This is a genomic window from Streptomyces sp. NPDC005799 (assembly GCF_040630525.1).
Taxonomy (GTDB): Bacteria; Actinomycetota; Actinomycetes; order Streptomycetales; family Streptomycetaceae; genus Streptomyces; species Streptomyces griseorubiginosus_B.
In genome coordinates this window covers 122,068-143,590 of the sequence record NZ_JBEXXQ010000013.1, presented here as the reverse complement: position 1 = coordinate 143,590, position 21,523 = coordinate 122,068, and the positions used below count along the sequence as shown (strand labels likewise).

16 protein-coding genes are annotated in these 21,523 nt (G+C 71.6%); 7 read left to right on the top strand and 9 right to left on the bottom strand.

Features of this window, described 5'->3' with window-relative positions; translation table 11 throughout:
* Positions 1 to 5 precede the first annotated feature (5 nt).
* Positions 6 to 2,519 (bottom strand): SpoIIE family protein phosphatase, encoded by a 2,514-nt coding sequence (locus ABZ453_RS15505; protein ID WP_359015366.1) that lies wholly within the window; start codon positions 2,517 to 2,519, stop codon positions 6 to 8.
* Between the two features lie 448 nt (positions 2,520 to 2,967).
* On the opposite strand from ABZ453_RS15505, the gene ABZ453_RS15500 reads away from it, so the two are divergent.
* From ABZ453_RS15500 to ABZ453_RS15490, 3 genes are read left to right on the top strand one after another with little or no spacing between them, the layout of a single operon-like run.
* On the top strand, positions 2,968 to 4,056 hold the full coding sequence (locus ABZ453_RS15500; RefSeq protein WP_359015364.1) for a substrate-binding domain-containing protein: 1,089 nt from the start codon (positions 2,968 to 2,970) through the stop codon (positions 4,054 to 4,056).
* A gap of 17 nt (positions 4,057 to 4,073) precedes the next feature.
* Positions 4,074 to 4,856, top strand: a complete 783-nt coding sequence (locus ABZ453_RS15495) for an ATP-binding cassette domain-containing protein (protein ID WP_359015362.1) — start codon at positions 4,074 to 4,076, stop codon at positions 4,854 to 4,856.
* 5 nt (positions 4,857 to 4,861) lie between these two features.
* The gene (locus ABZ453_RS15490; protein ID WP_359015360.1) at positions 4,862 to 6,133 is read left to right on the top strand and encodes a sugar ABC transporter permease; all 1,272 of its coding nucleotides are present in this window, start codon (positions 4,862 to 4,864) and stop codon (positions 6,131 to 6,133) included.
* Positions 6,134 to 6,517: 384 nt separating this feature from the next.
* On the opposite strand, the gene ABZ453_RS15485 is transcribed toward ABZ453_RS15490, so the two are convergent.
* The 4 genes from ABZ453_RS15485 to ABZ453_RS15470 form a co-directional block, all read right to left on the bottom strand.
* A complete protein-coding gene (locus tag ABZ453_RS15485) occupies positions 6,518 to 8,167 on the bottom strand; it encodes a hypothetical protein (RefSeq protein WP_359015358.1) in 1,650 nt (549 codons plus the stop codon).
* 144 nt (positions 8,168 to 8,311) lie between these two features.
* Entirely contained in the window at positions 8,312 to 9,661 is a 1,350-nt protein-coding gene (locus ABZ453_RS15480) for a hypothetical protein (RefSeq protein WP_359015357.1), read from the bottom strand.
* 128 nt (positions 9,662 to 9,789) lie between these two features.
* Complete coding sequence (locus ABZ453_RS15475; protein ID WP_359015355.1) at positions 9,790 to 10,566, bottom strand: TIGR03943 family protein; 777 nt, start codon at positions 10,564 to 10,566, stop codon at positions 9,790 to 9,792.
* Entirely contained in the window at positions 10,563 to 11,564 is a 1,002-nt protein-coding gene (locus ABZ453_RS15470; RefSeq protein WP_359015454.1) for a permease, read from the bottom strand. Before ABZ453_RS15470 ends, ABZ453_RS15475 begins: the two co-directional genes overlap by 4 nt.
* Before the next feature lie 557 nt (positions 11,565 to 12,121).
* Here ABZ453_RS15470 and ABZ453_RS15465 point away from each other — a divergent pair.
* Positions 12,122 to 14,044, top strand: a complete 1,923-nt coding sequence (locus ABZ453_RS15465) for an NAD(P)-binding protein (protein WP_359015452.1) — start codon at positions 12,122 to 12,124, stop codon at positions 14,042 to 14,044.
* A 63-nt stretch (positions 14,045 to 14,107) separates the two neighbouring features.
* Here ABZ453_RS15465 and ABZ453_RS15460 read toward each other — a convergent pair whose 3' ends face one another.
* The gene (locus tag ABZ453_RS15460; protein WP_359015353.1) at positions 14,108 to 15,928 is read right to left on the bottom strand and encodes a prolyl oligopeptidase family serine peptidase; all 1,821 of its coding nucleotides are present in this window, start codon (positions 15,926 to 15,928) and stop codon (positions 14,108 to 14,110) included.
* 114 nt (positions 15,929 to 16,042) lie between these two features.
* Between ABZ453_RS15460 and ABZ453_RS15455 the strand changes: the two genes are divergently transcribed.
* From ABZ453_RS15455 to ABZ453_RS15445, 3 genes are all read left to right on the top strand, one after another.
* Positions 16,043 to 16,882 carry a class I SAM-dependent methyltransferase gene (locus ABZ453_RS15455; RefSeq protein ID WP_359015351.1) on the top strand — a complete coding sequence of 280 codons (840 nt, stop codon included), beginning with the start codon at positions 16,043 to 16,045 and terminating at the stop codon, positions 16,880 to 16,882.
* A 30-nt stretch (positions 16,883 to 16,912) separates the two neighbouring features.
* Complete coding sequence (locus tag ABZ453_RS15450) at positions 16,913 to 17,287, top strand: nuclear transport factor 2 family protein (protein WP_359015349.1); 375 nt, start codon at positions 16,913 to 16,915, stop codon at positions 17,285 to 17,287.
* A gap of 144 nt (positions 17,288 to 17,431) precedes the next feature.
* Positions 17,432 to 18,229: an SURF1 family protein gene (locus ABZ453_RS15445; protein WP_359015347.1), complete on the top strand. Its 798-nt coding sequence runs from the start codon at positions 17,432 to 17,434 to the stop codon at positions 18,227 to 18,229.
* Positions 18,230 to 18,268: 39 nt separating this feature from the next.
* On the opposite strand, the gene ABZ453_RS15440 is transcribed toward ABZ453_RS15445, so the two are convergent.
* The 3 genes from ABZ453_RS15440 to ABZ453_RS15430 all read right to left on the bottom strand — a co-directional run bounded on the left by ABZ453_RS15440 (position 18,269) and on the right by ABZ453_RS15430 (position 21,509).
* A complete protein-coding gene (locus tag ABZ453_RS15440) occupies positions 18,269 to 19,315 on the bottom strand; it encodes a hypothetical protein (protein WP_359015345.1) in 1,047 nt (348 codons plus the stop codon).
* A gap of 113 nt (positions 19,316 to 19,428) precedes the next feature.
* The gene (locus ABZ453_RS15435; protein WP_133044365.1) at positions 19,429 to 20,004 is read right to left on the bottom strand and encodes a SigE family RNA polymerase sigma factor; all 576 of its coding nucleotides are present in this window, start codon (positions 20,002 to 20,004) and stop codon (positions 19,429 to 19,431) included.
* Between the two features lie 446 nt (positions 20,005 to 20,450).
* Entirely contained in the window at positions 20,451 to 21,509 is a 1,059-nt protein-coding gene (locus tag ABZ453_RS15430; RefSeq protein ID WP_359015343.1) for an aspartate-semialdehyde dehydrogenase, read from the bottom strand.
* Positions 21,510 to 21,523: the final 14 nt, after the last annotated feature.

The window sequence follows — 21,523 nt, the reverse complement described above, 5'->3', positions numbered from 1 at the left end:
CCCCCTCAAAGCGTTCCGGTCCCGGAGACCCCGGGATCCGGCTCGTGCGGTACGACGATCTCGCTCCACACCTGCTTGCCGCCCGCCACCGGCGTCGTGCCGAAGGACTCCGACATCGCCTCGACCAGCATCAGGCCCCGGCCGCCGGTGGACTCCCAGTCCATGATCACCGGCTTGGCGGGCGCCCGCGGCGAGGAGTCGCTGACGGCGACCCGGATCCGGTCCCCGCGCAGGACCACATCGAGGCGGACCGGGCCTTGGGTGTACACCAGAGCGTTGGTGACCAGTTCGGACACGACCAGCAGCACCGCGTCGGCCACTTCCTCGGCCTGCCAGCTGCGAAGGGTGCGCGCCGTGAAGCGGCGGGCGTGCATGACGGCGTCGGGCAGCCGCCACACCACCCAGCCGGCCCGGGTGGGGCGGGTCCCCATGCCGTCGTAGCGCAGCAGCAGCAGCGCCACGTCGTCCTCGCGGCGGCCGACGTCGCCGAGCAGCTCATCGGCCATGCGGCCGAGGTCCGTCGGATTGGCCGCGGCGAGTGCGCCCCGGGTGAGGTCCATGCCCTCGTCCACGGGCAGGCCGACGGCCTCGACCAAGCCGTCGGTGACCAGGGCCAGCACGGTGCCGGGCGACAGTGCGACCGCGGTCATGGGGAACTCCGCGTCCTCGAGGATGCCGAGCGGGAGTCCGCCCTCGACCTCGATCTCCTCGGTGCTGCCGTCGGGGAGCCGCACCAGCGGTGCGAGGTGCCCGGCCCGTACGAACAGGGTGTTGCCCTCCTCCATGTCCAGTTCGGCATAGCAGCAGGTGGCGAAGAGATCGGTCTCCATGCCGACGAGGAGGCGGTTGGCGTGGCTGACGACCACGTCGGGCGGGTGCCCCTCCACCGCGTAGGCCCGGACCGCCGTACGCATCTGGCCCATGATCGTCGCGGCTCCGGCGCTGTGTCCCTGTACGTCCCCGATGACCAGCGCCACCCGGTCCTCGGACAGGGCGATGACGTCGTACCAGTCGCCGCCCACCTGCAGGCCCCGCCGGGCGGGCAGATAACGGGCCACGGCCAGTCCGCCGGGCAGTTCGGGCAGGCGGCGGGGCAGCAAGCTGCGCTGGAGCATGGTGGCGAGCTGCTGCTCGGCGTCGTGCTCGTGGGCCCGCTTGAGGGCCTGTCCGGCCAGGGCCGCGGTGGCGGTCAGCAGGGACCGCTCGTCGGGCTCGAACTCATGCCGCTCGTCCCAGCCGACCAGGCACACCCCGGCCACCTGGCCCCTGGCCGGCAGGGGCAGTACGGCCAGGCCTCCGGTACCGATGTCCTCGAGGCCAGGTTCGAAGGCGGTGCCGGCGGGCCACAGGTCCATCCGCCCGTCCTGCAGGGCCAGTTGCAGGGTGGGCAAGGCGCCCAGGGGCGCGTCGGGCCACTCCGTGCGCCACTCGTCGCGCCAGGCCTTGGGCCAGGCGTCGGGCTGCGGCGGGTCCAGCACGGTGACCATGAGCCGCTCGCCCTGCAGTTCGGCCAGCGCCACCCGGTCGGCGCCCAGCGGCTCGCGCAGCGCGGCGACCACGACGCGGCTGACGTCGCGGACGGTGTCGGCGTCGTCCAGGGCGGCCGTGAGCCACTGGATCCTGGAGACCTCGTCCGCGCTGCGGCGCAGCACCGAGGTGGCCGTCACCACGCCCAGCACCAGCTCAGGCCGGTCCTCGGTGGCCTCCACCACTCGGCAGCTCAGGCTCAGCCAGCGCATCTCACCGGTGGGACCACGGACGCGGAACTCCAGCTCACGCCGGCCGAACGTCTGGGTGGCCGGCTCCAGGACCGACACCAAGGCGTGCATGTCCTCCGGAAGGGCGTGCGCGAGCAGGGTGTCCGCCTTGCCGTCGAAGTCGTCCGGGGTGATGCCGACGAGGTCGAGGAGGGTCCGGTCCGCCTCGATCCGGCCGGTGTCCGGCAGCAGCACGAAGGAGCCGACGCGCAGACTGCGCAGGGCGGTGTCCAGCAGCGCCCACGGCTCGGGCCGGCCGACGGCGGAGGGCAGCAGGTGGGCGACCGCGTCGGCGTACCGCTCGAGGAAGTGCCGTTGTTCGGCGGAGAAGCCGTCCGGCCCGGTCCCCACCACGACGAGGCAGCCGAGCCGCTCGCCCTCGCTCCTGAGGGGCAGCGCGCCGAGCGACGCGTCCGCTCGCGGCGTGGGCCCGCCCTCGGGGTAGGCGGCCAGTGCGGCCGGAGCCAGCCACAGCGGCCGGTCGGCGCGCAGGGCGTGCTCCGCCGGTGAGCCTCCGGGCAGGTGCAGATGCTCGGGCAGCCGGTAGTCGGAGGCGGCCCACCGGGCCGTCTCGGCCAGCCGTAGCTCCCGCTTGTCGGCGCCGCCGGATACGTACACCGCGGCCAGGGCCACCCCGGCGAAGGCCAGGGCTCGCTCGCCCACCGCCCGCGGAACCGGAGGCGGCGCACCGGTGTCCGCGGTGTCGGCCCCGGATACACCCGGTCCGGACACTGCGGCCCGGATGGCGCCGTCATGAGGCATGTCCGCAACCTACTTCCCGTCCGTACCACAGACGCGACTGAGATCGGGCCCCCACACCAGAATTGCATATACGGGCAAACCCACAGAGTCGCCGATCGCCCCGCCCGGTGCCACACTGGCGACATGGTCGTCTCGCCGCGTCCACGCGGCACGTTCCTGGCGGACCCCTAGCGTCGGCGCCCGGCCGTACCCGTGGAGTGTGAGGAGGCCGGGTATCGCCATGCTCGACGACATCGCCACCGGTACCGGGCCGGCCGGGCGCAGGCCCCGCATCGCCTGGGGCGGCCGTCCGTGCCGACGTGGCCGCCCGGCCCATACGGGCTCGTACCGTCGCAGGGCATCGGTCGTCGTGCGTACGGGCCGACCGGACCACGCACGAATCCGGGTCGCCGCTCTGCACGCGCTCCTTCGCCCCACGCGTACGACGCCGGCGAAGGAGGTCTTTCGGATGAGGGCCGGCATACGGCACGTGGTGCTGACGTTGGGCGTGATCCCGATGGCCGTGGCTCTCGCCGCCTGCGGGTCGGGTGGCGGCGACCCCGACGGCCAGAGCGCGCCGCGGATCGGTCTGCTGCTGCCGGACGCCACCACGGCCCGCTGGGAGGCACAGGACAGGCCCCTGCTGGAGAAGAAGATCAGACAGCTGTGCGCCGACTGCGTGGTCGAGCACGCCAACGCCAAGAACGATGTGGCGATCCAGCAGGAGCAGATGGACTCGATGATCACCAAGGGGGTCGACGCCATCGTGCTCGTGGCCGTGGACGCCCGATCGCTCGCCAACGAGGTCAGGGACGCGGCCCAGGCGGACATCCCGGTCATCGCCTACGACCGCCTCGCTGAGGGCCCGATCTCCGGCTTCGTCTCCTTCGACGGCCAGGAGGTCGGCAGACTCCAGGGCCGGGCCCTGCTGAGGGCGATGCGTGACGACAGCGCGGGCAAGCGGCAGATCGTCATGATGAACGGCGATCCCAGCGACCCCAACGCGGCACAGTTCAAAAAGGGCGCCCTGTCCGTGCTCGCGGGCCGGGTGAAGATCGGCAAGGCCTACGACACGCTGCAGTGGCGGCCGGAGACCGCGAACATGAACATGTCCGGCGCGCTCTCCGCCCTCGGGGTCGCCAACATCCACGGCGTGTACGCCGCCAACGACGGGCTGGCCGCCGGGAGCATCTCCGCGCTCAAGGCGAACAAGGTCGACCCGCTGCCCCCGGTCACCGGGCAGGACGCCGAACTCGGGGCTGTGCAGCGCATCGTCGGCGGCGAGCAGTACATGACCGTGTACAAGCCCTTCGGTCCCGAGGCCTCGGCCGGGGCCACCATGGCCGTGACCGCGGCCCATGGTGCCGCCCTCGACCGGGTCGCCAAGGACACCGTGCGGCCGACCGGCGGCAAACAGGTTCCGGCCGTCATGCTCACGCCCGTCTCGGTGACCGTCGGCAACATCAAGGACACGCTGGTGAAGGACGGCGTCTACACCGTCGGGCAGATCTGTGTGCCCCGGCTGGCGAGCGCCTGCAGCAAGGCCGGACTGACCTGACAAGCCCCGGGAAGGAGATGATGCCCGTGTCGGCTCCCCCCTTGCTGGCGCTGCGCGGGGTGTGCAAGCGCTTCGGTGTCGTCGAGGTCCTGCGGGACGTCGAGCTGGAGATCAAGGCCGGGCAGGTGGTCGCCCTGCTCGGCGACAACGGTGCCGGCAAGTCCACCCTCGTCAAGGTGATCTCCGGCGTGGCCCCCGCGGACCGGGGCGTCATCGAGTGGGAGGGCCGACCGGTCCACATCAGACGCCCGCACGACGCCCGGGACCTCGGCATCGCCACCGTCTACCAGGACCTCGCGCTGTGCGGGAACCTCGATGTCGTCGGCAATCTGTTCCTCGGCCGGGAGATCCGCAGGTTCGGGTTCCTCAACGAGATGGAGATGGAGAGCCGTACCCTCGAACTGCTCAAACGCCTGACCAGGACCGTCCCCAATCTGCGCGCCCCGGTGGTGTCGCTCTCCAGCGGCCAGCGGCAGACGGTCGCCATCGCCCGCTCGCTGCTCGGCGAGCCCCGGGTGCTGCTGCTGGACGAACCGACCGCGGCGCTGGGATTCGAGCAGACCACCGAGGTCCTGGATCTCGTCGACGCGCTGCGCGACCGCGGTATGGGCGTGCTGCTGATCAGCCACAACATGGGTGACGTGAAGGCGCTGGCGGACCGGGCCGCGGTGCTGCGGCTCGGCCGCAACAACGGCTTCTTCAACGTCAACACCACCTCCCAGGAACAGATCATCTCGTCCATCACGGGCGCCACGGAGAACATGCCGCGCCGGCCGCCCGCTCACGAGGCGGGATGGTGAGGGGGATGCGCCGTATGGAGGACAACCAGCCGGCGGAGTCCGCCGCACCCGCCGCCACGACGCGCCGGCCGCGGCTGCGCCATGCCGTCGCCCACGCCGCGAAGGGAGGCGCGGCCTCCTTCCGGAGCAGGCTGCGGGCCGGGGAGACGGGCTCGCTCCCCGTGGTCCTCGTGCTCGCCACGGTGTGGATCATCTTCCAGTCCCTCAACACGAACTTCCTCTCGCCGCGGAACCTGTCCAACCTCAGCGTGGACATCGTGGGCACGGGGCTGATCGCGGTCGGCATCGTCTTCGTGCTGCTGATCGGTGAACTCGACCTGTCGGTCGGCTCGATCAGCGGCCTCGCGGCGGCCGTCTTCGCGGTGCTGAACGTGAACAACGGTGTGCCCGAATGGCTGGCCCTGATCCTCGCGGTGCTCACCGGCACGGCGGCGGGAGCCGTGCAGGGCTTCTCCTGCGCCAAGACCCGGGTGCCGGTGTTCGTCGTCTCGCTCGCGGGACTGCTCACCTGGAACGGACTGATGCTCTACATCCTCGGCACCAGCGGCACGATCAACCTCGCCGAGAACGGCTTCCTCGCCAATCTGACCAGCTACTACTTCACCAACGACGCCGTCGCCTACAGCTTGGCGGCGCTCGCGGCGGGCTCGGTCTTCCTGGTGTCGTACCTGGACCTGCGCCGCCGCACGGCGGCGAACATGCCGCACCGCTCGCTGAGCGAGATCGCCGTACGCACGGGGGCACTCGCGGTGGTCGCGTTCGCCTCGGCGTATCTGCTCAACCGGTTCCAGGGGCTGCCGCTGGCCCTGCTGATCTTCCTCGTGGTGGTGACGGGGCTCGACATCCTGCTGCGCCGCACACACTACGGACGGCAGGTGTACGCCCTCGGCGGCGGCGTCGAGGCGGCCCGGCGCGCCAGCCTCAACGTGACCGGGGTCCAGACGGCGGTGCTCGCGGTGTCGGGCACCATGGCCGCGGTCGGCGGCCTGTTCCTGGCCTCGCGTATCACTTCGGTGAGCCAGAGCTCGGGCTCCGGCGTGCTGCTCCTCAACGCCATCGCGGCGGCGGTCATCGGCGGCACGAGCCTGTTCGGCGGGCGCGGTACGACCTGGTCCGCGGTGCTCGGAATGCTGGTCATCCAGTCCATCGCCTCGGGCATGGCGATCACGGACACCCCCACCGCGATCCAGTTCGTCATCACGGGCGGCGTCCTGTTCGTCGCCGTACTCATCGACGCCCTGGCACGACGCTCACAGGAGGCACACGGACGTGCCTGACGGCCGTTGCCAGTCCGTCACACCTGCTTTCACTTCACCAAGAGCCAGTGAAGCCGACTGAAATTCTTCAGATCACGGCCGGACGGCCAAGGGAAAACGCATGAATGCCGGCTCGTGAGGTGATACTCGGCCAATGATTCACCGACGCGCCACTCGCTGATACCCCCCGTGGCTGCGAGCACCGCTTCCAGGCGTTCCGTACGAAAGGCTGTCCTCGTTACTTCTTCGAGTGACCGCCCTCCCCGGCTCCCTCTTCCTGATCATCATGCGTGCTCGCCCCTGAAGGCCGGGCCGGCGACGGGATGTACCCTCCGCGGCCCGGCCTCGAGGTGGCCGGTGGGGTCCTGGATGAGGAGTGTTGCCGGCTCGCTCAGGCGGCCGGTGCTACTTGGCGGCCTGAGTGGTGATCTCCCAGGTGGTGTTGTCGCCGTGCTGCTGGGTCCAGAACAGCCGCCAGCCGTCGCGGAACAGTGTCGGCACCTTGGCGCCGAGGATGCCGTGCGTGCCCGGGTCGCCGTCGGAGGCGTGGATGCCGGTGATCTCGTTGTCACCGTCGTTCTGGATGCCGCCGTTCACCGAGGACAGCATGTTGTCCAGGGTCGCCGAGGGGTCGCGGCCCTCGGCGAGGAAGCGCACCGGCTGCTCGCCGCGCGAGTAGTCGGTCGTGGTGGCGAAGACGTACCCGGAGTCGAAGGCGCCCCGCTGGGTGTGCACGGTGTCGCTGGCGTCCTCGACGAAGGCGACGTGCGTGCGGTCGAGGAAGGTGACGTTGTCGATGCCGGTGTGCGCCTGGTCGCCGGTGTAGAAGACGCTGAGCTTGCCGTTGTCGGAGCGCGGGTCGCTCTGGGTGAGCTTGTAGAGGGTGCCCCAGCCGCCGTAGCCGTCGTTGGCGGTGCTGGTGGTGTTGGTGTCGCCGGTGGCGTCGAAGTAGAACTCGCGGAAGTCCGTGCCGGGGCGGAACTGTCCGTTCTCCGGACGCTTGAACGGGGTGGCCTTGGCCGCCTTCGCCAGGGCGTTCGCGTCGAACGCCTTGCCGCTGGTGTCGGTCCTGGTGTCGTGGATGGTCACCCAGTGGGTGCTCAGGGCCGGGCCGTAGTTGGTCAGGTCCTTCTCGTCGTCGGTGAACGCTCCGCCGGTGGGGTGCGCGCTGTCGACGCCCTGGTACGCGATGGGCGAGCCGCTGCGGCGGGAGACCACCTGCAGAGCCTGGAGCCTGCCGCCCTTGGTGAGGTCGTGCTTGTCGTAGGGGATCAGCCGGTAGACGAAGCTGTTGGGGATCTTCGCCTTGGTGGCGACCGTGGCTCCGCCGCTGTCCTCGACCAGCCAGATGTTGCCGGCGGAGTCGTTCTGCACGCCCTCGAAGCCGGCCCGCCCGGTGACGGAGGAGATGTCCTCGACCTTCGAGTCGATGTCCGGGGTGGCCTGGAGCACGGCGCCCTCGGCGCCCTCCTCGGAGGTGAACAGCAGCCGCTTGGCCCAGGGGTCCCAGGTGGAGCCGTCGATGGCGGGAATGCTCGTGCCGTCGGTCTCCTTGGTGGCCAGCAGGGTCACACGGTGGGCCTGGTCGGCGTCGAGGTTGACGCGGGTGATGTACCCGGCCTCGCCGCCCTCGTGGCCCTGGAAGAGGAAGTGCTTGCCGTACGGGTACGACGGGTCGGCGCCGTGCAGGCCGGACATCCGCAGGTAGGTGTTCTTGTCGGGCTCGGTCTTGCTCGCCTCGATCTTCACGCCCGGGGCCTGCTTGACGGCGGGGTCGGGCAGCAGCGTGCCGTCGCCGAGGTAGCCGTAGTACGGGACCTCGACGGTCGGGTTCTCCAGCTTCAGGGAGCCCTGCGCGACGGGGTGCTCGGCGAGCCCGGGCGACAGGACGTTCGGGGCGGTGACGCCGCGGGCGTCGGTGACCGCCGGCACCGACGACCACGCGGCGACGCCGCCACTGGCGTCGGCCGCGCCGGCGGACAGCGCGAGGCCGATCCCGATCCCACACGCCGCCACCGATATCGCGACAACTCTGAGACGTCTCTTCTTGACCATGTGCCAGCACCTTCCAGGTGAGCGAGGGCACACAGTCAAGACACAGCCACCGTCACAGGATGGCTGGATCGGTGTCACTCCGATTACCGATCCGTGAACATTGTGCGGCCTTGCCCGGTAAGGAAGGTCCGGCGGGATCTCGTGTCAGGTCGTCGGGTTCAGTACCACCCTCGTCGTGTTGTTCTTCGGCTTCGGGTCGAAGTTCGAGGACGTGTCGGAGTGGGGGTGGACCGTGACGTGGCCCGTCGCGTTGGGGACGAAACGGTCGATGTGGAGTTTGAAGGGGAAGGCCACTTTCAGGTTCGGCTTGGCCCACAGGGGGAGCGTGCAGGCGTAGTGGCCGATCGTCGGGTCGTCGCCGGACGTCGAGGTGAGGTGGCAGGTGCTGGGGACCGACGTGGCGGTCGTGCCCTCGGGGAGGTAGTAGTCGATCACCGCCACCGGGTCGCCCGAGGCGACGTTGCCGACCCAGGCCGGGCCGTGGTTGACGAAGCGGAAGCCGGCGGTGACCGTGTCGCCGGCGGCGCCCGTCGCCGCGGTGCCGTGGACGGCGAAGTCGGCCGTGTTGTCGGCGTTGATGTGCCAGGAGCGGCCGTTGTCCGAGGTGTCGAGGTCGGCGGTGTCGCCTGCGGGCTCTACCTCGTAGTCGAAGCGCTCGTAGAGGGCGTGGCGGGTCAGGGTGAGGCGGAGGGGCTCGGGGAGGTTCACTGTCGCACCCGGGGGCACCTCCGTGTTGAAGGTGCAGCTCGCCACCGTCATCGGCGTGTACTCGCCGTTCGGGTCCGGCTCCGTGTAGGTGCACTGCGGGTAGCGGGTGGTGATGCGAAGGCCGTATGTCGCCCACATCTTGACCGTGAAGCCGTGCGCGGTCTCGTTGCCGGTGTTGGTGACGGCGGACGGCACGGTCAGGGTGGTTCCGGGTGCGATGCCGCTGACGTCCGTCGGGGCGCTGATGCCCAGGTCCGGGCCGGAGCCAACCGTGACGAAGGTTTCCGCCGAGCCCTCCGGCGCGGTGAGCGTGCCGTCGGGGCCGCCGGTCGCCGTGGCCGAGTACTCGATCGCGCCCTGTGCTCCGACCACGGCGCCCACCGCGGCCCGTACCCTCAGCCGGACCTGCGCGCTGTAGCGGGTCGGCACGTCCCCGGTGTCGCACACCGCGACGGTGCCCGCGTCGTTCGGCGTGCAGTTGTCGGGCCAGGACACGTCCGCGACCCCGGCGAGCCCGGAGACGTCGACCGTCAGCCGGCCGTCGGTCACGGTGAAGTTGTCGTTGTCGTGGTAGAGGCCGAGCGCGAGTGACCGGTACTGCGCCGTGCCGCCGTCCGGCGCGACGGTGACCGACTGGTCGTACGGTGCCTGGATCCACAGCTGGTCGGACTGCGCTGTGTCGTCGGCGAGCGCGACCCCGCTCCCCAGACCGGCGACGACCAGCGCGCCCACGGCTGCGGCACATGCCCCGCGGCGCAGCACGCGCCCGACGGAGACAGGACTCATGACATCCCCCAGGTGGACAGGAAAGCGGACTCCGGCGCACGGACCGGCGCCGGACACACATTGGACGGGCCGGTGCCGCGGAAGGTTGTAGGGGGGAGATCCGTCCTTGTGCGGCGCGTTGAGCGCGGTTACTGGTTCCAGCTCTCGTCGTACGGGTCCGACGGCGTCGGTACCGGTTTGGCCGACGTGATCTTCAGGTACGGGATCGGGCCGTTGTTCACCGGGTCCTTGATCTGCTGGGTGGTGTAAGTGCCGGTCACCTCCAGCCACTTGTCCGGCTCCAGGACCGGCGGGACCTTGCCGGTCAGGGCGATCTTGACCGGCTGGGCGTCCGCGGCGCAGCAGTTGAGGGCCATGCGGACCAGGTAGGGGGCGCCCGCGTGGTCCAGGGCGACGAAGCCGGTCACGCGTATCTGGCGGCCCGCCAGGGTGCGGCCGTGGTCGTAGACGGCGCGGCCCGCGTAGTCGACCACGGTGAGGTTCAGCGGGCCGGTCGCGGGCAGCTTGTTGTAGCCGTAGGGCTGCTGCAGGGCCGTACCGGTGCGCATCGCGCTGTACGAGCCGAGGGCCGGCGGGGCGACGAGGATGAGGGCGAGGAGGGGGAGGACCAGGAGCCAGGAGATGCGGGGTTCGCGATGCGTGTGCTCGTGGTCGTGGGCGTCTTCCGGCGTGTGCTCACGGTCATGGCCGTGGTCGTGGTCGTGGGCTTCCGTTGCCTTGGGCCTGCGGCCCCGCCACTCGTACCAGACCGTCGCCAGCGAGGTGAGGATCAGGAGCGCTCCCGACGCCAGCAGCAGGGGTTGCAGGCCCGCCTTGACGTAGCGCAGGTAGAGGTTGGTGAGGCCGGCGTGCAGCAGGGCCGCGCCGGTCAGGAACAGGATCGCCGCCTGGGCCTGTCGGTTCACAGGAGCACCGCCCCGGTCAGGACCGCGCCGACGATCGCCAGGGCGAAGGTGGCGGGCGCGAACCGCAGGGCGAAGCCGCGGCCGAAGGTGCCGGCCTGCATCGCGAACAGCTTGAGGTCGATCATCGGTCCCACCACCAGGAACGCGAGTTTGGCCGTCAGGGAGAACTGGGTCAGCGAGGCCGCCACGAACGCGTCCGCCTCCGAGCAGATCGACAGCAGTACGGCGAGGACGGCGAGGGCGAGGATCGCGACCAGGGGGTTCTCCGCGGCCGTGCGCAGCCAGCTCGCCGGGGCCAGCGCCTTCAGCGTCGCCGCGGCCATCGCGCCGACGACCAGGAAGCCGCCCGCGTGCATCACGTCGTGCCGCACCGAGTTCCAGAAGGCGGCGCCCTTGCTGGGACCCTCGTAGTGCGAACGCTCCGGTGTGCGCAGCCAGTCCGTGCGGCCGAGGCGCTGCCACAGCCAGCCCATCACGCAGGACACCAGCAGGCTGGCGAGGAACCGGGCGAGGACCATCTCGGGGTTGCGGGGGAAGGCCACCGCGGTCGCCGTCAGCACGATCGGGTTGATCGCCGGGGCGGAGAGCAGGAAGGCGAGAGCCGCGGCCGGGGTCACACCCCTGCGTACCAGTGCTCCGGCCACCGGGACCGACGCGCACTCACAGCCCGGCAGCATGGCGCCCGCCATCCCGGCCACCGGCACCGCCAGCGCCGGGCGGCTCGGCAGCGCGCGGGCGAAGAACGACGGCGGCACGAACACCGCGATCGCCGCCGAGAGCAGCACACCGAGCACCAGGAAGGGCAGCGCCTGCACCAGCACGGCCACGAACACCGTCATCCAGCTCTGCATCACCGGCGCGGACAGGGCCCCACGGATGGGCCCCTGCAACAGCACCACGGAGAGCAGCAGCAGCGTGAGGATTAGGGGCGACTTCGAGTCGGGAGACTTCGCGTTGGCGGCCTTCGCGTCGGGCGACTGCGCGTCGACGGCCTTCACGTCGGGCGACTGCGCGTTGGCGGACTTCACGTCCGGCGACTTCGGGTCAGCGAGTCGCTTGTCCAGCGACTTGGCGTCGGCGGGCTTCGCGTCCGGCGGCTCGGAGTCGGCGGGCGTCACGTCCGCAGACCTCGCGCCCCCAGACCTCGTGCCCCCAGGCCTCGCGTCCCGGGGCCTCGCGTCCCGGGGCCTCGCGTCCGGTGTCTTCGGATCGAACGGCTTCGGGTCGGCGGGCTTCGCGTCCGGCGGCTTTCGGTAAGCGGGCTTCGCGTCGGCGGGCTTCGTGTCCGGCGACTTCGTAGCGGCGGGTTTCGGCGGCGTCTCTGTCGGCGGAGCCGGGGCGTGGCTGTTCGGCCCTCTGGGGGCTTCTTCGGTGATGGCCACGGGCGAGGTACCTCCGGTGTTGCGGCAGGGCGCTGGTTCCCTCCCCTTCACTACGGCGGGAGGACGGTGAACGTTCAGTGGCTGCTGGAACCACCTGCCTCTTTGGGGCACTCTTTGACCTCGTGGGGAGCGTTCCGAGTCAAGGTGTGCCGAGTGGTGACCCCTCCGGGCACATGGTGGTCTGCGGCGACGACGGCCTGGCACACCGCCTGGCCGCCGAACTGCGCGGTGTGTACGGCGAACAGGTCACGCTCGTCGTGCCGCCCTCCGAGCGGAGTGTGCGCCCGCCGGTGGTGGGGCGGGCCCGGGCGACCACGGCGGCGCTGCTCGACCGGGTGAGCGCGGCGGTCAACCGCGCGGGCGGCAACGGTGAGCCCGCCGCCGGCGCCCCCGTCATGGAGGCCACCGAGCCGAACGAGGCGGTGCTCGCCGCCGCCGGCGTCGAACGGGCCGCCGCGCTGGCGCTCGTGTACGACGACGACGAGACCAACATCCGCGCCGCGCTCACCGCCCGCCGCCTCAACCCCCGGCTGCGGCTCGTGCTGCGCCTGTACAACCGGCGACTCGGCCAGCACATCGAGGAACTCCTCGACCAGGCGGCCGCGTTGGCCGCGGGCGACGGCAACGACGACGGAGCCGGCGTCGACGCCTCCACGACCGTGCTCTCCGACGCCGACACGGCCGCGCCGGCGCTGGTCGCCACCGCCGTCGCCGGCACCAGCAAGGTCGTACAGACCGACGGGCTGCTGCTGCGGGCGGTGGAGCGGACGCCGCGGCCCGGGCAGATGGCCGAGCCGGGGCTGGCCACGCTCGCGCTGCTGTCCCCGACCGGCAACGGCTCGGGCGTCCCGGAAGGCTCCGGACCCGGCGACGAGGGGCCGTCGCTGCTGCCCGACGCGGAGGCGGTGCGCGGCGCGACCGGGCGCGGGACGGTCGTCCTGGAACAGGTCTCCTACGCCGGCCCCTCGCTGCCGCCGGCGCGCGGTGCCGTGCCGTTCGCCTCGCTGTTCTCGCGGCGGCTGCGGTGGTCGCTGGCCGGGATGGTCGCCTGCGTGGTCGCGCTCGCGGTCGCCCTGTGGCTGGTGACCGGGATCCATCCGCTGAAGGCCTTCTATCTGACGCTGCTCGATCTGTTCGCCATCGACGACCCGGCCATCGGCGCCTCCGTGGGGCGGCAGATTCTCCAACTTCTCTCCGGACTGGTCGGGTTGCTGCTGCTGCCGGTGCTGCTGGCCGCGGTGCTCGAGGCGCTGGGCACCTTCCGGAGCGCCTCCGCGCTGCGCAAGCCGCCTCGGGGGATGGGCGGTCATGTCGTCCTCCTCGGGCTCGGCAAGATCGGTACGCGGGTTCTGACGCGGCTGCGGGAACTGAGCATCCCCGTGGTCTGCGTGGAGTCCGATCCCGAGGCGCGGGGGCTGGCCACGGCCCGTCGGCTACGGGTGCCGGTGGTGCTCGGGGACGTCACACAGGAGGGGGTGCTGGAGGCCGCGAAGATCCATCGGGCGCATGCGCTGCTCGCGGTGACCAGCGCCGACACGACGAATCTGGAGGCCGCGCTGTACGCGCGGTCCGTGCGGCCGGATCTGCGGGTGGTACTGCGGCTGTACGACGACGACTTCTCGACGGCCGTGTACCGGACGCTCAGGGCCGCCCATCCCCGGGCGTCCACCCGAAGCCGGAGCGTGTCGCACCTGGCGGCTCCCGCGTTCGCCGGGGCGATGATGGGGCGCCAGATCCTGGGCGCCATTCCGGTCGAGCGGCGGGTGCTGCTGTTCGCCGCGGTGGAGGTGGCCGGGCATCCGCAGCTGGAGGGGAAGACCGTCGCGGAGGCCTTCCGGGCGGGTTCCTGGCGGGTGCTGGCGCTGGACACGGGGGCTTCCGCCGGCAGGCGGGAGGAGTCGGCCGCGGAGGAGGCGTACGAGGACGGGCGGAACTCGGGGCTGGTGTGGGACCTGCCCGACGCGTATGTGCTGAGCGGGACGGACCGGGTGGTCCTCGCTGCCACGCGGCGGGGGTTGGCGGAACTGCTGGGCCGCCGTCCCCCGGAGCGAGCGGTGCCGGGGGCCACCGCCCCCGGACGCCCGCTCCGGCCCTGAACGGACCTCGTCCGCGACCGCCGGACGGGCCGACAGCACACGCCCGGGGCCGGGAACCTCCCGTCAGCCCAGATGCCGGTCCGCGAAGTCCAGCTCCAGGCGGACCTGTTTGATCCGTTCGTCCACCACCAGTGAGCCGTGCCCGGCGTCGTAGCGGTACACCTCGTGGGTCGCCCCTCTCGCCTCCAGGCGTTTGACGTAGTTCTCGATCTGGCGGATGGGGCAGCGCGGGTCGTTGACGCCGGCCGAGATGTAGACCGGGGCCGTGACCTTGTCGACGTAGGTGATCGGGGAGGACGCCTCGAAGCGGTCGGGGACCTCCTCCGGGGTGCCGCCCAGGAGGGTCCTGTCCATGGCCTTCAGCGCCTCCATCTCGTCGTGGTACGCCGTGACGTAGTCGGCGACGGGGACCGCCGCGATGCCCAGCGTCCACGCGTCCGGCTGGGTGCCGAGGCCGAGGAGGGTGAGGTAGCCGCCCCAGGAGCCGCCGGTGAGGATCAGCCGGGCGGGGTCGGCGAGGCCCGAGGTCACCGCCCATTCGCGGACCGCCGCGATGTCCTCCAGCTCGATCAGACCGACCCGGTGCTTGAGGGCGTCCGTCCAGGCGCGGCCGTAACCGGTCGAGCCGCGGTAGTTGACACGGACCACCGCGTAGCCGTGGTCGACCCAGGCCGCCGGGCCCGCCGCGAAGGAGTCGCTGTCGTGCCAGGTGGGGCCGCCGTGGATGTCGAACACCGTGGGCAGGGGGCTGGTGGCGCCCGCCGGCTTCTGCACCAGGGCGTGGATGCGGCCGCCCGGGCCCTCCACCCACACGTCCTCCACCGGGACCGAGCCGGGGGACTTCATGCCGGGCGGGTCGAGGACCATCTCGCCCGTGGTGGAGCGGACCGCCGACGGCTGGGCGGCCGACGACCACAGGTACTCCACGGCGCCGTCGGGGCGGGCCGTCGCACCGGAGACCGTGCCGGGCGGGGTCGGGATCCGCTCCAGGGCGCGTTCGGCCAGGTCGTACCGGAAGAGTTCGCTGCGCGCCTCGAAGCTGTGGGCGATGAGCAGGCCCGTGCCGTCCGGGTACCACTCGGCGCTGACGTCGCCGGGCAGGTCCAGGGCGAGGTCGGTCTCCTCGCCGGTGGCCACGTCCCACACCGCCGGCTCCCAGCGGCCCCGGCGCTGGTGTCCGACGAGCAGACGGGTGTCGCCCTCGACGGGGGCGAAGCCGAGGACCTCCAGGCCGAGCTCCTCGGTGCCGCCGCGGGTGTCGTCGAGCTCGGCGACCGCCGTGCCGTCGGGGCGCAGGACGCGCAGCGCGGAGTGCATCGCGTCTCCGTGCTCGGTGTGCTCGATCGCGATCAGCGAGCCGTCGTGGGAGAGGTCGCCGACGCCCGCGGACTCGCGGTGGCGGTAGATCTCCACGGGGTCCTCGCCGGTGCGCACGAGGTGGATCGTCGTACCGTCCTCGTCCGTGGAGCGCCCCACGACGGCGGTGCGGCCGTCGCGCCCCAGGGCCAGGCCCGCCGGATAGGAGGCGTCCAGGCCCGGGGCTGCGGGTTCGTCCGCGCCGCCCGTGAAGGGTTGTCTGCGCCAGACGCCGAACTCGTCGCCGTCCTTGTCGTCGAACCACCAGATCCAGGCGCCGTCCGGGGAGAGCACGCCGTCCGTCGTGCCGTTCGGCCGGTCGGTGACCTGGCGCTGGACGCCGGTCGAGCGGTCCCAGGCGTACAGCTCGTAGGTCCCCGTCGCGTTCGACACGAACAGGGAGCGGTCCGGTGCGTCCTCCGCCCAGTCGGGCAGCGACACCCGTGGCGCCCGGAAGCGCTTCTCCCAGTCCGGCATGTTCTCGTTCTGTACCTGATCCGGGGCGTCGGACCCGTTGCTCTCAGTCATGGCCCCATAGTGCCCGTCCTCGCCGACAATTCGCTGGCCCGGGACCCAGGCTGTGGATAACTTCTACCCGGCACTTACCGAACACCCGTCCAAGCAGGTCAGGAAGGCGCGATCATGTCCCCCACCGTCCCCGCCGGGGTCCCCTCCGACTGGCGTGAGACCAACCGGGCCAACTGGGACGAGAGGGTCCCGCTGCACGCCACCGGCGACTTCTACGACCTCGACGGTTTCCGGGCCGGCAAGGAGGCCCTGCGCTCCTTCGAACTGGCCGAGGTCGGCGACGTGACCGGCAGGACCCTGCTCCATCTGCAGTGCCACATCGGCACCGACACCCTCTCCTGGGCCCGGCACGGCGCGGCCCGCGTCGTCGGCCTCGACTTCTCCGCACCGGCCGTCGAGGTGGCCCGGGGCCTCGCCGCCGGCCTCGGGTTCGGGCCGGAGCGGGCGGAGTTCGTGGCGGCGGACGTGTACGACGCGGCGAGCGCGGTGCCGGAGCCGTCGTACGACGTCGTCTACACCGGGGTCGGAGCGTTGTGCTGGCTGCCGGACATCCGGCGGTGGGCCGAGACGGCGGCCGCGCTGGTCGCGCCCGGCGGATTCCTGTATCTCTGCGAGTTCCATCCGCTCACCGACGTCCTCGACGACGAGACCGGTTCGCGGGTGGTGCGGGACTACTTCGACCGGGCCGCGCAGGTGTACGACTACCCCGGCACGTACGCGGCGGACAGTACCGACACCGTCCACAACCGGACCGTGGAGTGGCAGCACCCGCTCGGCGAGGTCGTCTCCGCCCTGGCCGCGACGGGTCTGCGCATCGAGTTCCTGCACGAGCACGACGTCTCCGTCTTCCAGCGCTTCGAGACGTTCGAGCGCCACGACGACGGCTACTACCGCTTCCCCCCGACCCGCCCGGGCATCCCGCTGATGTACTCCTTGAAGGCGCGCAGAGTCTGATTGTCAGTGGCGGCGTGCACACTCTTCGGCATGACCGATCTGCGCGAAACAGTCGAGAGGTTCTGGGCCGCCGCCGAGGCCCGGGACTGGGACGCCTTCGCGGGCACGCTCGCCGAGGACGTCGTCTACACCCTGCCGCAGACCCGCGAGAGGATCAGCGGCCGGGAGCGGTACGTGCGGTTCAACCGGGAGTACCCGGGTGACTGGCATCTGCGGATCGAGCGCCTGGTCGCCGAGCCGGGGCAGGTGGTCAGCTGGACGCACTTCGCGGTGGGACTGGAGGAGATGTACGGCATCTCCTTCTTCACCGGGGACGAGGACGGCCGTATATCCGCGATCACCGACTTCTGGCCGGAGCCGTACGAGCCTCCGGCCGGACGGGACCACCTCGCCGAGCGGTACTGAACCGTGCCGGGAGACTGAGCGCTCGTGAGTCGCGTCGCCACGGGAGGGCCCGAAGATCAGCAACGCAGTTCCCGCGCGGTCGGCTGGGAGCAGCTGCGAACCCCCCGTCCCGGCTCACCGGAACGACACCGTACCGTTGATGGCGTGTACCGGTTTCTGCTGACGCCCCGGTGGTGGGGGATCAACGTCTTCGTGCTGCTCGCCATCCCCTTCTGCATCTTCATGGGGTCCTGGCAGCTGAGCCGGTTCGAGGGCCGGGTGCAGGACCACCGCGAGGCGACCGAGCGGGTCACGACGGACCGGCACGAGGCGCCCCGGCCGCTGCGCGAGCTGCTGCCGGTGAACAAGGCGACCTCCGGCAGACAGGCCACCGCGACCGGCCGGTACGACAAGCAACTGCTCGTCCCGAACCGCCAACTGGACGGCAAGCAGGGCTTCTACGTGCTGACACTGCTGCGGATGGACGGCGGCGAGGCGCTGCCCGTGGTCCGTGGCTGGCTGCCGGGCGCCGCCGATCCGGCGAAGGCACCCGCCGCACCCACCGGCGAGGTCACCGTCACCGGCGCGCTGCAGGCCTCCGAGACACCGGGCGACAACGGCGTCAGTGCGCAGGGCGGGCTGCCTGCCGGGCAGACCGCGGCGATCAGCGCGGCCTCGCTGGTGAACCTGGTGCCGTACGGCGTGGAGGACGCGTGGATCACGCTCGACAAGGCCGGCTCCGGGATGAGGGCCGTGCCCGCGGCGGCGCCGCCGGACTCCGGTCTCGACCTCAAGGCCTTCCAGAACCTCGGCTACACCGGCGAGTGGTTCGTCTTCGCAGGCTTCGTCGTCTTCATGTGGTTCCGTCTGCTGCGCCGCGAGATCGAGTTCGCGCGGGACGCGCGGATGGGTCTGGTCCCCGATGAGGAGACCGTTTCCCAGGCCAGCCCGTCCGGCGTCTGACGACCAGGCGTCCAACGGCCAGGCGTCTGACGCGAAGTGTCAGGACCCGGCCAGTAGCCCGGTGTAGTAGACGACACCCGCGCACGCGCCGGACACCGTCGCCGAGACCGTCGGCGAGCCCGCCTCCGCGGTGTGGGAGATGACGACGGACCCGTCCGCCGTGCCCCCGTCCTCGGTGAACATCTGGGTCGTCACCCCGCTGTCCGTGCCGCTGGACGCGGAGCCGGAGGTGGTGCCCGCATCCGGTGTGGGCGTGGGGCTCGCGGTCGAACCGCCGTCCGTGGTGCCGCCGTTGCCCGTGCCGGTGGTGGGACAGGTCTCCGTGGGCACCCAGGCGAACTTCACCTCGTAGGAGGCGCCCGGCGCGAGCAGCAGCGAGGTGACCTCGGTCGCGGGGTCGGGCAGCGCGGCCGCCGCGTCCCCGGAGACATGCCGGGCCGTGGTGATCTTCGTGGCGTCGGCCGCGCCCTGGGCGAGCGTGCGCACCGAGCCGGGGCCGCCGACGGTGCAGGAGGCGGAGGAGACGTTGACGACGCGGAAGGTGCCGTACACCGCGCCGGTGGAGTCGGGCGCGGCGGTCGTCCCGGTGGCCGAGCCCAGCTGGGCCGCGGCGCACACCGCGGCGGACGCGCTGGTCGACGAGGGGCCGGTACCGGCGCTGCCGCCCGTGCCGGCGCCGTTGTTCTTGCCCTTGCCGTCGCCCTTCGTGTCGCCCTTGCCGTGGCCCGGGGAGGTCCCGGAGCCGCCGCCCGCGGTGCTCTCACTGCCGTCCGCGTTCTTCCCCTGGCTCGCCCCGCCCTGCGCCTGGGAGGCCTGGCCGGCGACGGAGGGGTTGACGTCGGAGCCGGTGGAGTTGGAGACGTGCACCAGGGCCGGCACGGCGGTGCCGATGAACAGGGCCGCCGCGGCCATGCCGACCATGGCCTGCCGCTTGCGTGCCCGCCGGGCGGGCACGGCACGGCGCAGATGGTCCAGGGTGCCGTCGCGCGGCTCGACCGTCTGCACCGCCTGGTGCAGCATCCTGCGCAGGGCCAGTTCGTCCGGGTCGAGCCCTTCGGCGCTCCGGTCCTCGAGGCCGTCGTTCACAGTTCCGTTCCCAGCGTGCGATTGCCTGTGTTCTTGCTCGTTCGTGCGCGTCGGCTCGTGCCACGCGAAGGGTTCATGGCGCTCGTGGGAGTCATGGGACTCGCCGTCCTTGCTCATGCCGGCGCCTCCATCGCGAGGCGGAGAGCCGCGATGCCCCGGGAGCCGTACGCCTTGACCGAGCCCAGCGAGATGCCGAGCGTCTCGGCGACCTGCGCCTCGGTCATGTCCGCGAAGTAGCGCAGCACCAGGACCTCGCGCTGGCGGCGCTGCAACCCCTTCATCGCCTTGATGAGGGAGTCGCGCTCCAGCTGGTCGTACGCGCCCTCCTCGGCGCTCGCCATGTCCGGCATCGGCTTGGACAGCAGCTTGAGGCCGAGGATGCGGCGGCGCAGGGCGGAGCGGGAGAGGTTGACGACCGTCTGCCGCAGGTAGGCGAGTGTCTTCTCGGGGTCGCGGACGCGTTTGCGCGCGGAGTGCACCCGGATGAACGCCTCCTGGACGACGTCCTCGCAGGAGGCTGTGTCGTCGAGCAGGAGGGCGGCGAGGCCCAGCAGCGAGCGGTAGTGCGCGCGGTAGGTCTCGGTGAGGTGGTCGACGGTGGTCCCGGCGGCCGTCACGTCCTCGACGCCGTCGCGCTGGTTCGGTATGCGGGTGGGCCGCGCCGCGGGCATGGGCGCGATCACCGGCATGCCGCCGGGCGCGCCGGGCATCCGGGGTCGGCTGCGGGTCGCAGCGGAGAAGTCGAGAACCTGAGCCACGCCAGTTGGACACGCTTCCCCCCGGGAGGGTTGTACGTGCCGGCCGTCACTTTCGCGTCATGTGCCGCAATCGGCCGTCTCGCTTCAGGCGGTACAACTGACCGTGCGTCAAACGCCCTCATGCGTACCCGCTCTTCCCCTGTGTCCTGAAATGACCGAGACGTCCCCACGCCTCGGGCCGCATCCCCGCCGACCCCCCGAAGGGCGTTCGCAAAGACGCTCCCCGCCCTTCGCGCGGTTGCGGAGAGCGGGGAGAAAAATCTTCGGACGCCAAGCGGGTCCACAGCAAGTGGTCCGGACCATCGACCGGCTCACACTTCGTTTATAGATCATACAAACTGACCCCGAAGTGGCCCGGTGGCCCAGCGACCCAGGTGTCAGGCCAGCTCGGCCGCCAGCAGCTCGGCGATCTGGGCGGTGTTGAGGGCCGCGCCCTTGCGCAGGTTGTCGCCGCAGACGAAGAGTTCGAGCGCCGTGGGGTCGTCGAGCGCGCGCCGCACCCGGCCCACCCAGGTCGGGTCGGTGCCCACCACGTCGGCGGGGGTGGGGAACTCACCGGCGGCCGGGTTGTCGAACAGGACCACCCCGGGCGCGGTGGCGAGGATCTCGCGGGCGCCGTCCACACTGACCTCGCCCTGGAAACGGGCGTGGACGGTCAGGGAGTGCGTGGTGACGACCGGCACCCGGACGCAGGTGACGGCGACCGGGAGATCGGGCAGCCCGAGGATCTTGCGGGTCTCGTCCCGTACCTTCATCTCCTCCGAGGACCAGCCGTCCTCGCGCAGCGACCCGGCCCACGGGACGACGTTCAGCGCGACCGGCTCCGGGAACGGTCCGGTGTTGTCGCCCACGGCCCGGCGCAGATCACCGGGGCTGGTCCCGAGCTCGGTGCCGGCGACCAGTTCGAGCTGGCGCCTGAGCGTGTCGACACCGGCCCGCCCGGCACCGCTCACCGCCTGGTACGAGGAGACCACCAGCTCGCGCAGCCCGAACTCGGCGTGCAGCGCGCCCAGCGCGACGATCATCGACAGCGTGGTGCAGTTGGGGTTGGCGATGATCCCGCGCGGCCGGCGGCGCACGCAGTGCGGATTGACCTCGGGCACCACCAGCGGCACCTCCGGGTCCATCCGGAAGGCGCCCGAGTTGTCCACCACGACCGCGCCCTTGGCGGCGGCGATCGGCGCCCAGTGCGCGGAGACCTCGTCCGGCACGTCGAACATGGCGACGTCGACCCCGTCGAAGGCCTCCTCCGACAGGGCCACCACCTCGGTCTCCGTGCCGCGCACGGCCAGCTTGCGGCCGGCCGAGCGCGGGGAGGCGATGAGCCGGATCTCGCCCCAGATGTCCGCGTGCTGGGACAGGATCTGCAGCATGACGGTACCGACGGCCCCGGTCGCCCCCACGACCGCGAGCGTCGGACCAGGCCTTGCCGTCACTTTCCCGCCTGCCG

Bases quoted from the DNA above. Each gene is read 5' to 3' on its own strand.
- ABZ453_RS15460 (WP_359015353.1), bottom strand. From the start codon at position 15,928: ATGACTGAGAGCAACGGGTCCGACGCCCCGGATCAGGTACAGAACGAG.
- ABZ453_RS15505 (WP_359015366.1), bottom strand. From the start codon at position 2,519: ATGCCTCATGACGGCGCCATCCGGGCCGCAGTGTCCGGACCGGGTGTA.
- ABZ453_RS15485 (WP_359015358.1), bottom strand. From the start codon at position 8,167: ATGGTCAAGAAGAGACGTCTCAGAGTTGTCGCGATATCGGTGGCGGCG.
- ABZ453_RS15455 (WP_359015351.1), top strand. From the start codon at position 16,043: ATGTCCCCCACCGTCCCCGCCGGGGTCCCCTCCGACTGGCGTGAGACC.
- ABZ453_RS15495 (WP_359015362.1), top strand. From the start codon at position 4,074: ATGATGCCCGTGTCGGCTCCCCCCTTGCTGGCGCTGCGCGGGGTGTGC.
- ABZ453_RS15465 (WP_359015452.1), top strand. From the start codon at position 12,122: ATGGTGGTCTGCGGCGACGACGGCCTGGCACACCGCCTGGCCGCCGAA.
- ABZ453_RS15450 (WP_359015349.1), top strand. From the start codon at position 16,913: ATGACCGATCTGCGCGAAACAGTCGAGAGGTTCTGGGCCGCCGCCGAG.
- ABZ453_RS15490 (WP_359015360.1), top strand. From the start codon at position 4,862: ATGCGCCGTATGGAGGACAACCAGCCGGCGGAGTCCGCCGCACCCGCC.
- ABZ453_RS15500 (WP_359015364.1), top strand. From the start codon at position 2,968: ATGAGGGCCGGCATACGGCACGTGGTGCTGACGTTGGGCGTGATCCCG.
- ABZ453_RS15435 (WP_133044365.1), bottom strand. From the start codon at position 20,004: ATGCCGGTGATCGCGCCCATGCCCGCGGCGCGGCCCACCCGCATACCG.
- ABZ453_RS15480 (WP_359015357.1), bottom strand. From the start codon at position 9,661: ATGAGTCCTGTCTCCGTCGGGCGCGTGCTGCGCCGCGGGGCATGTGCC.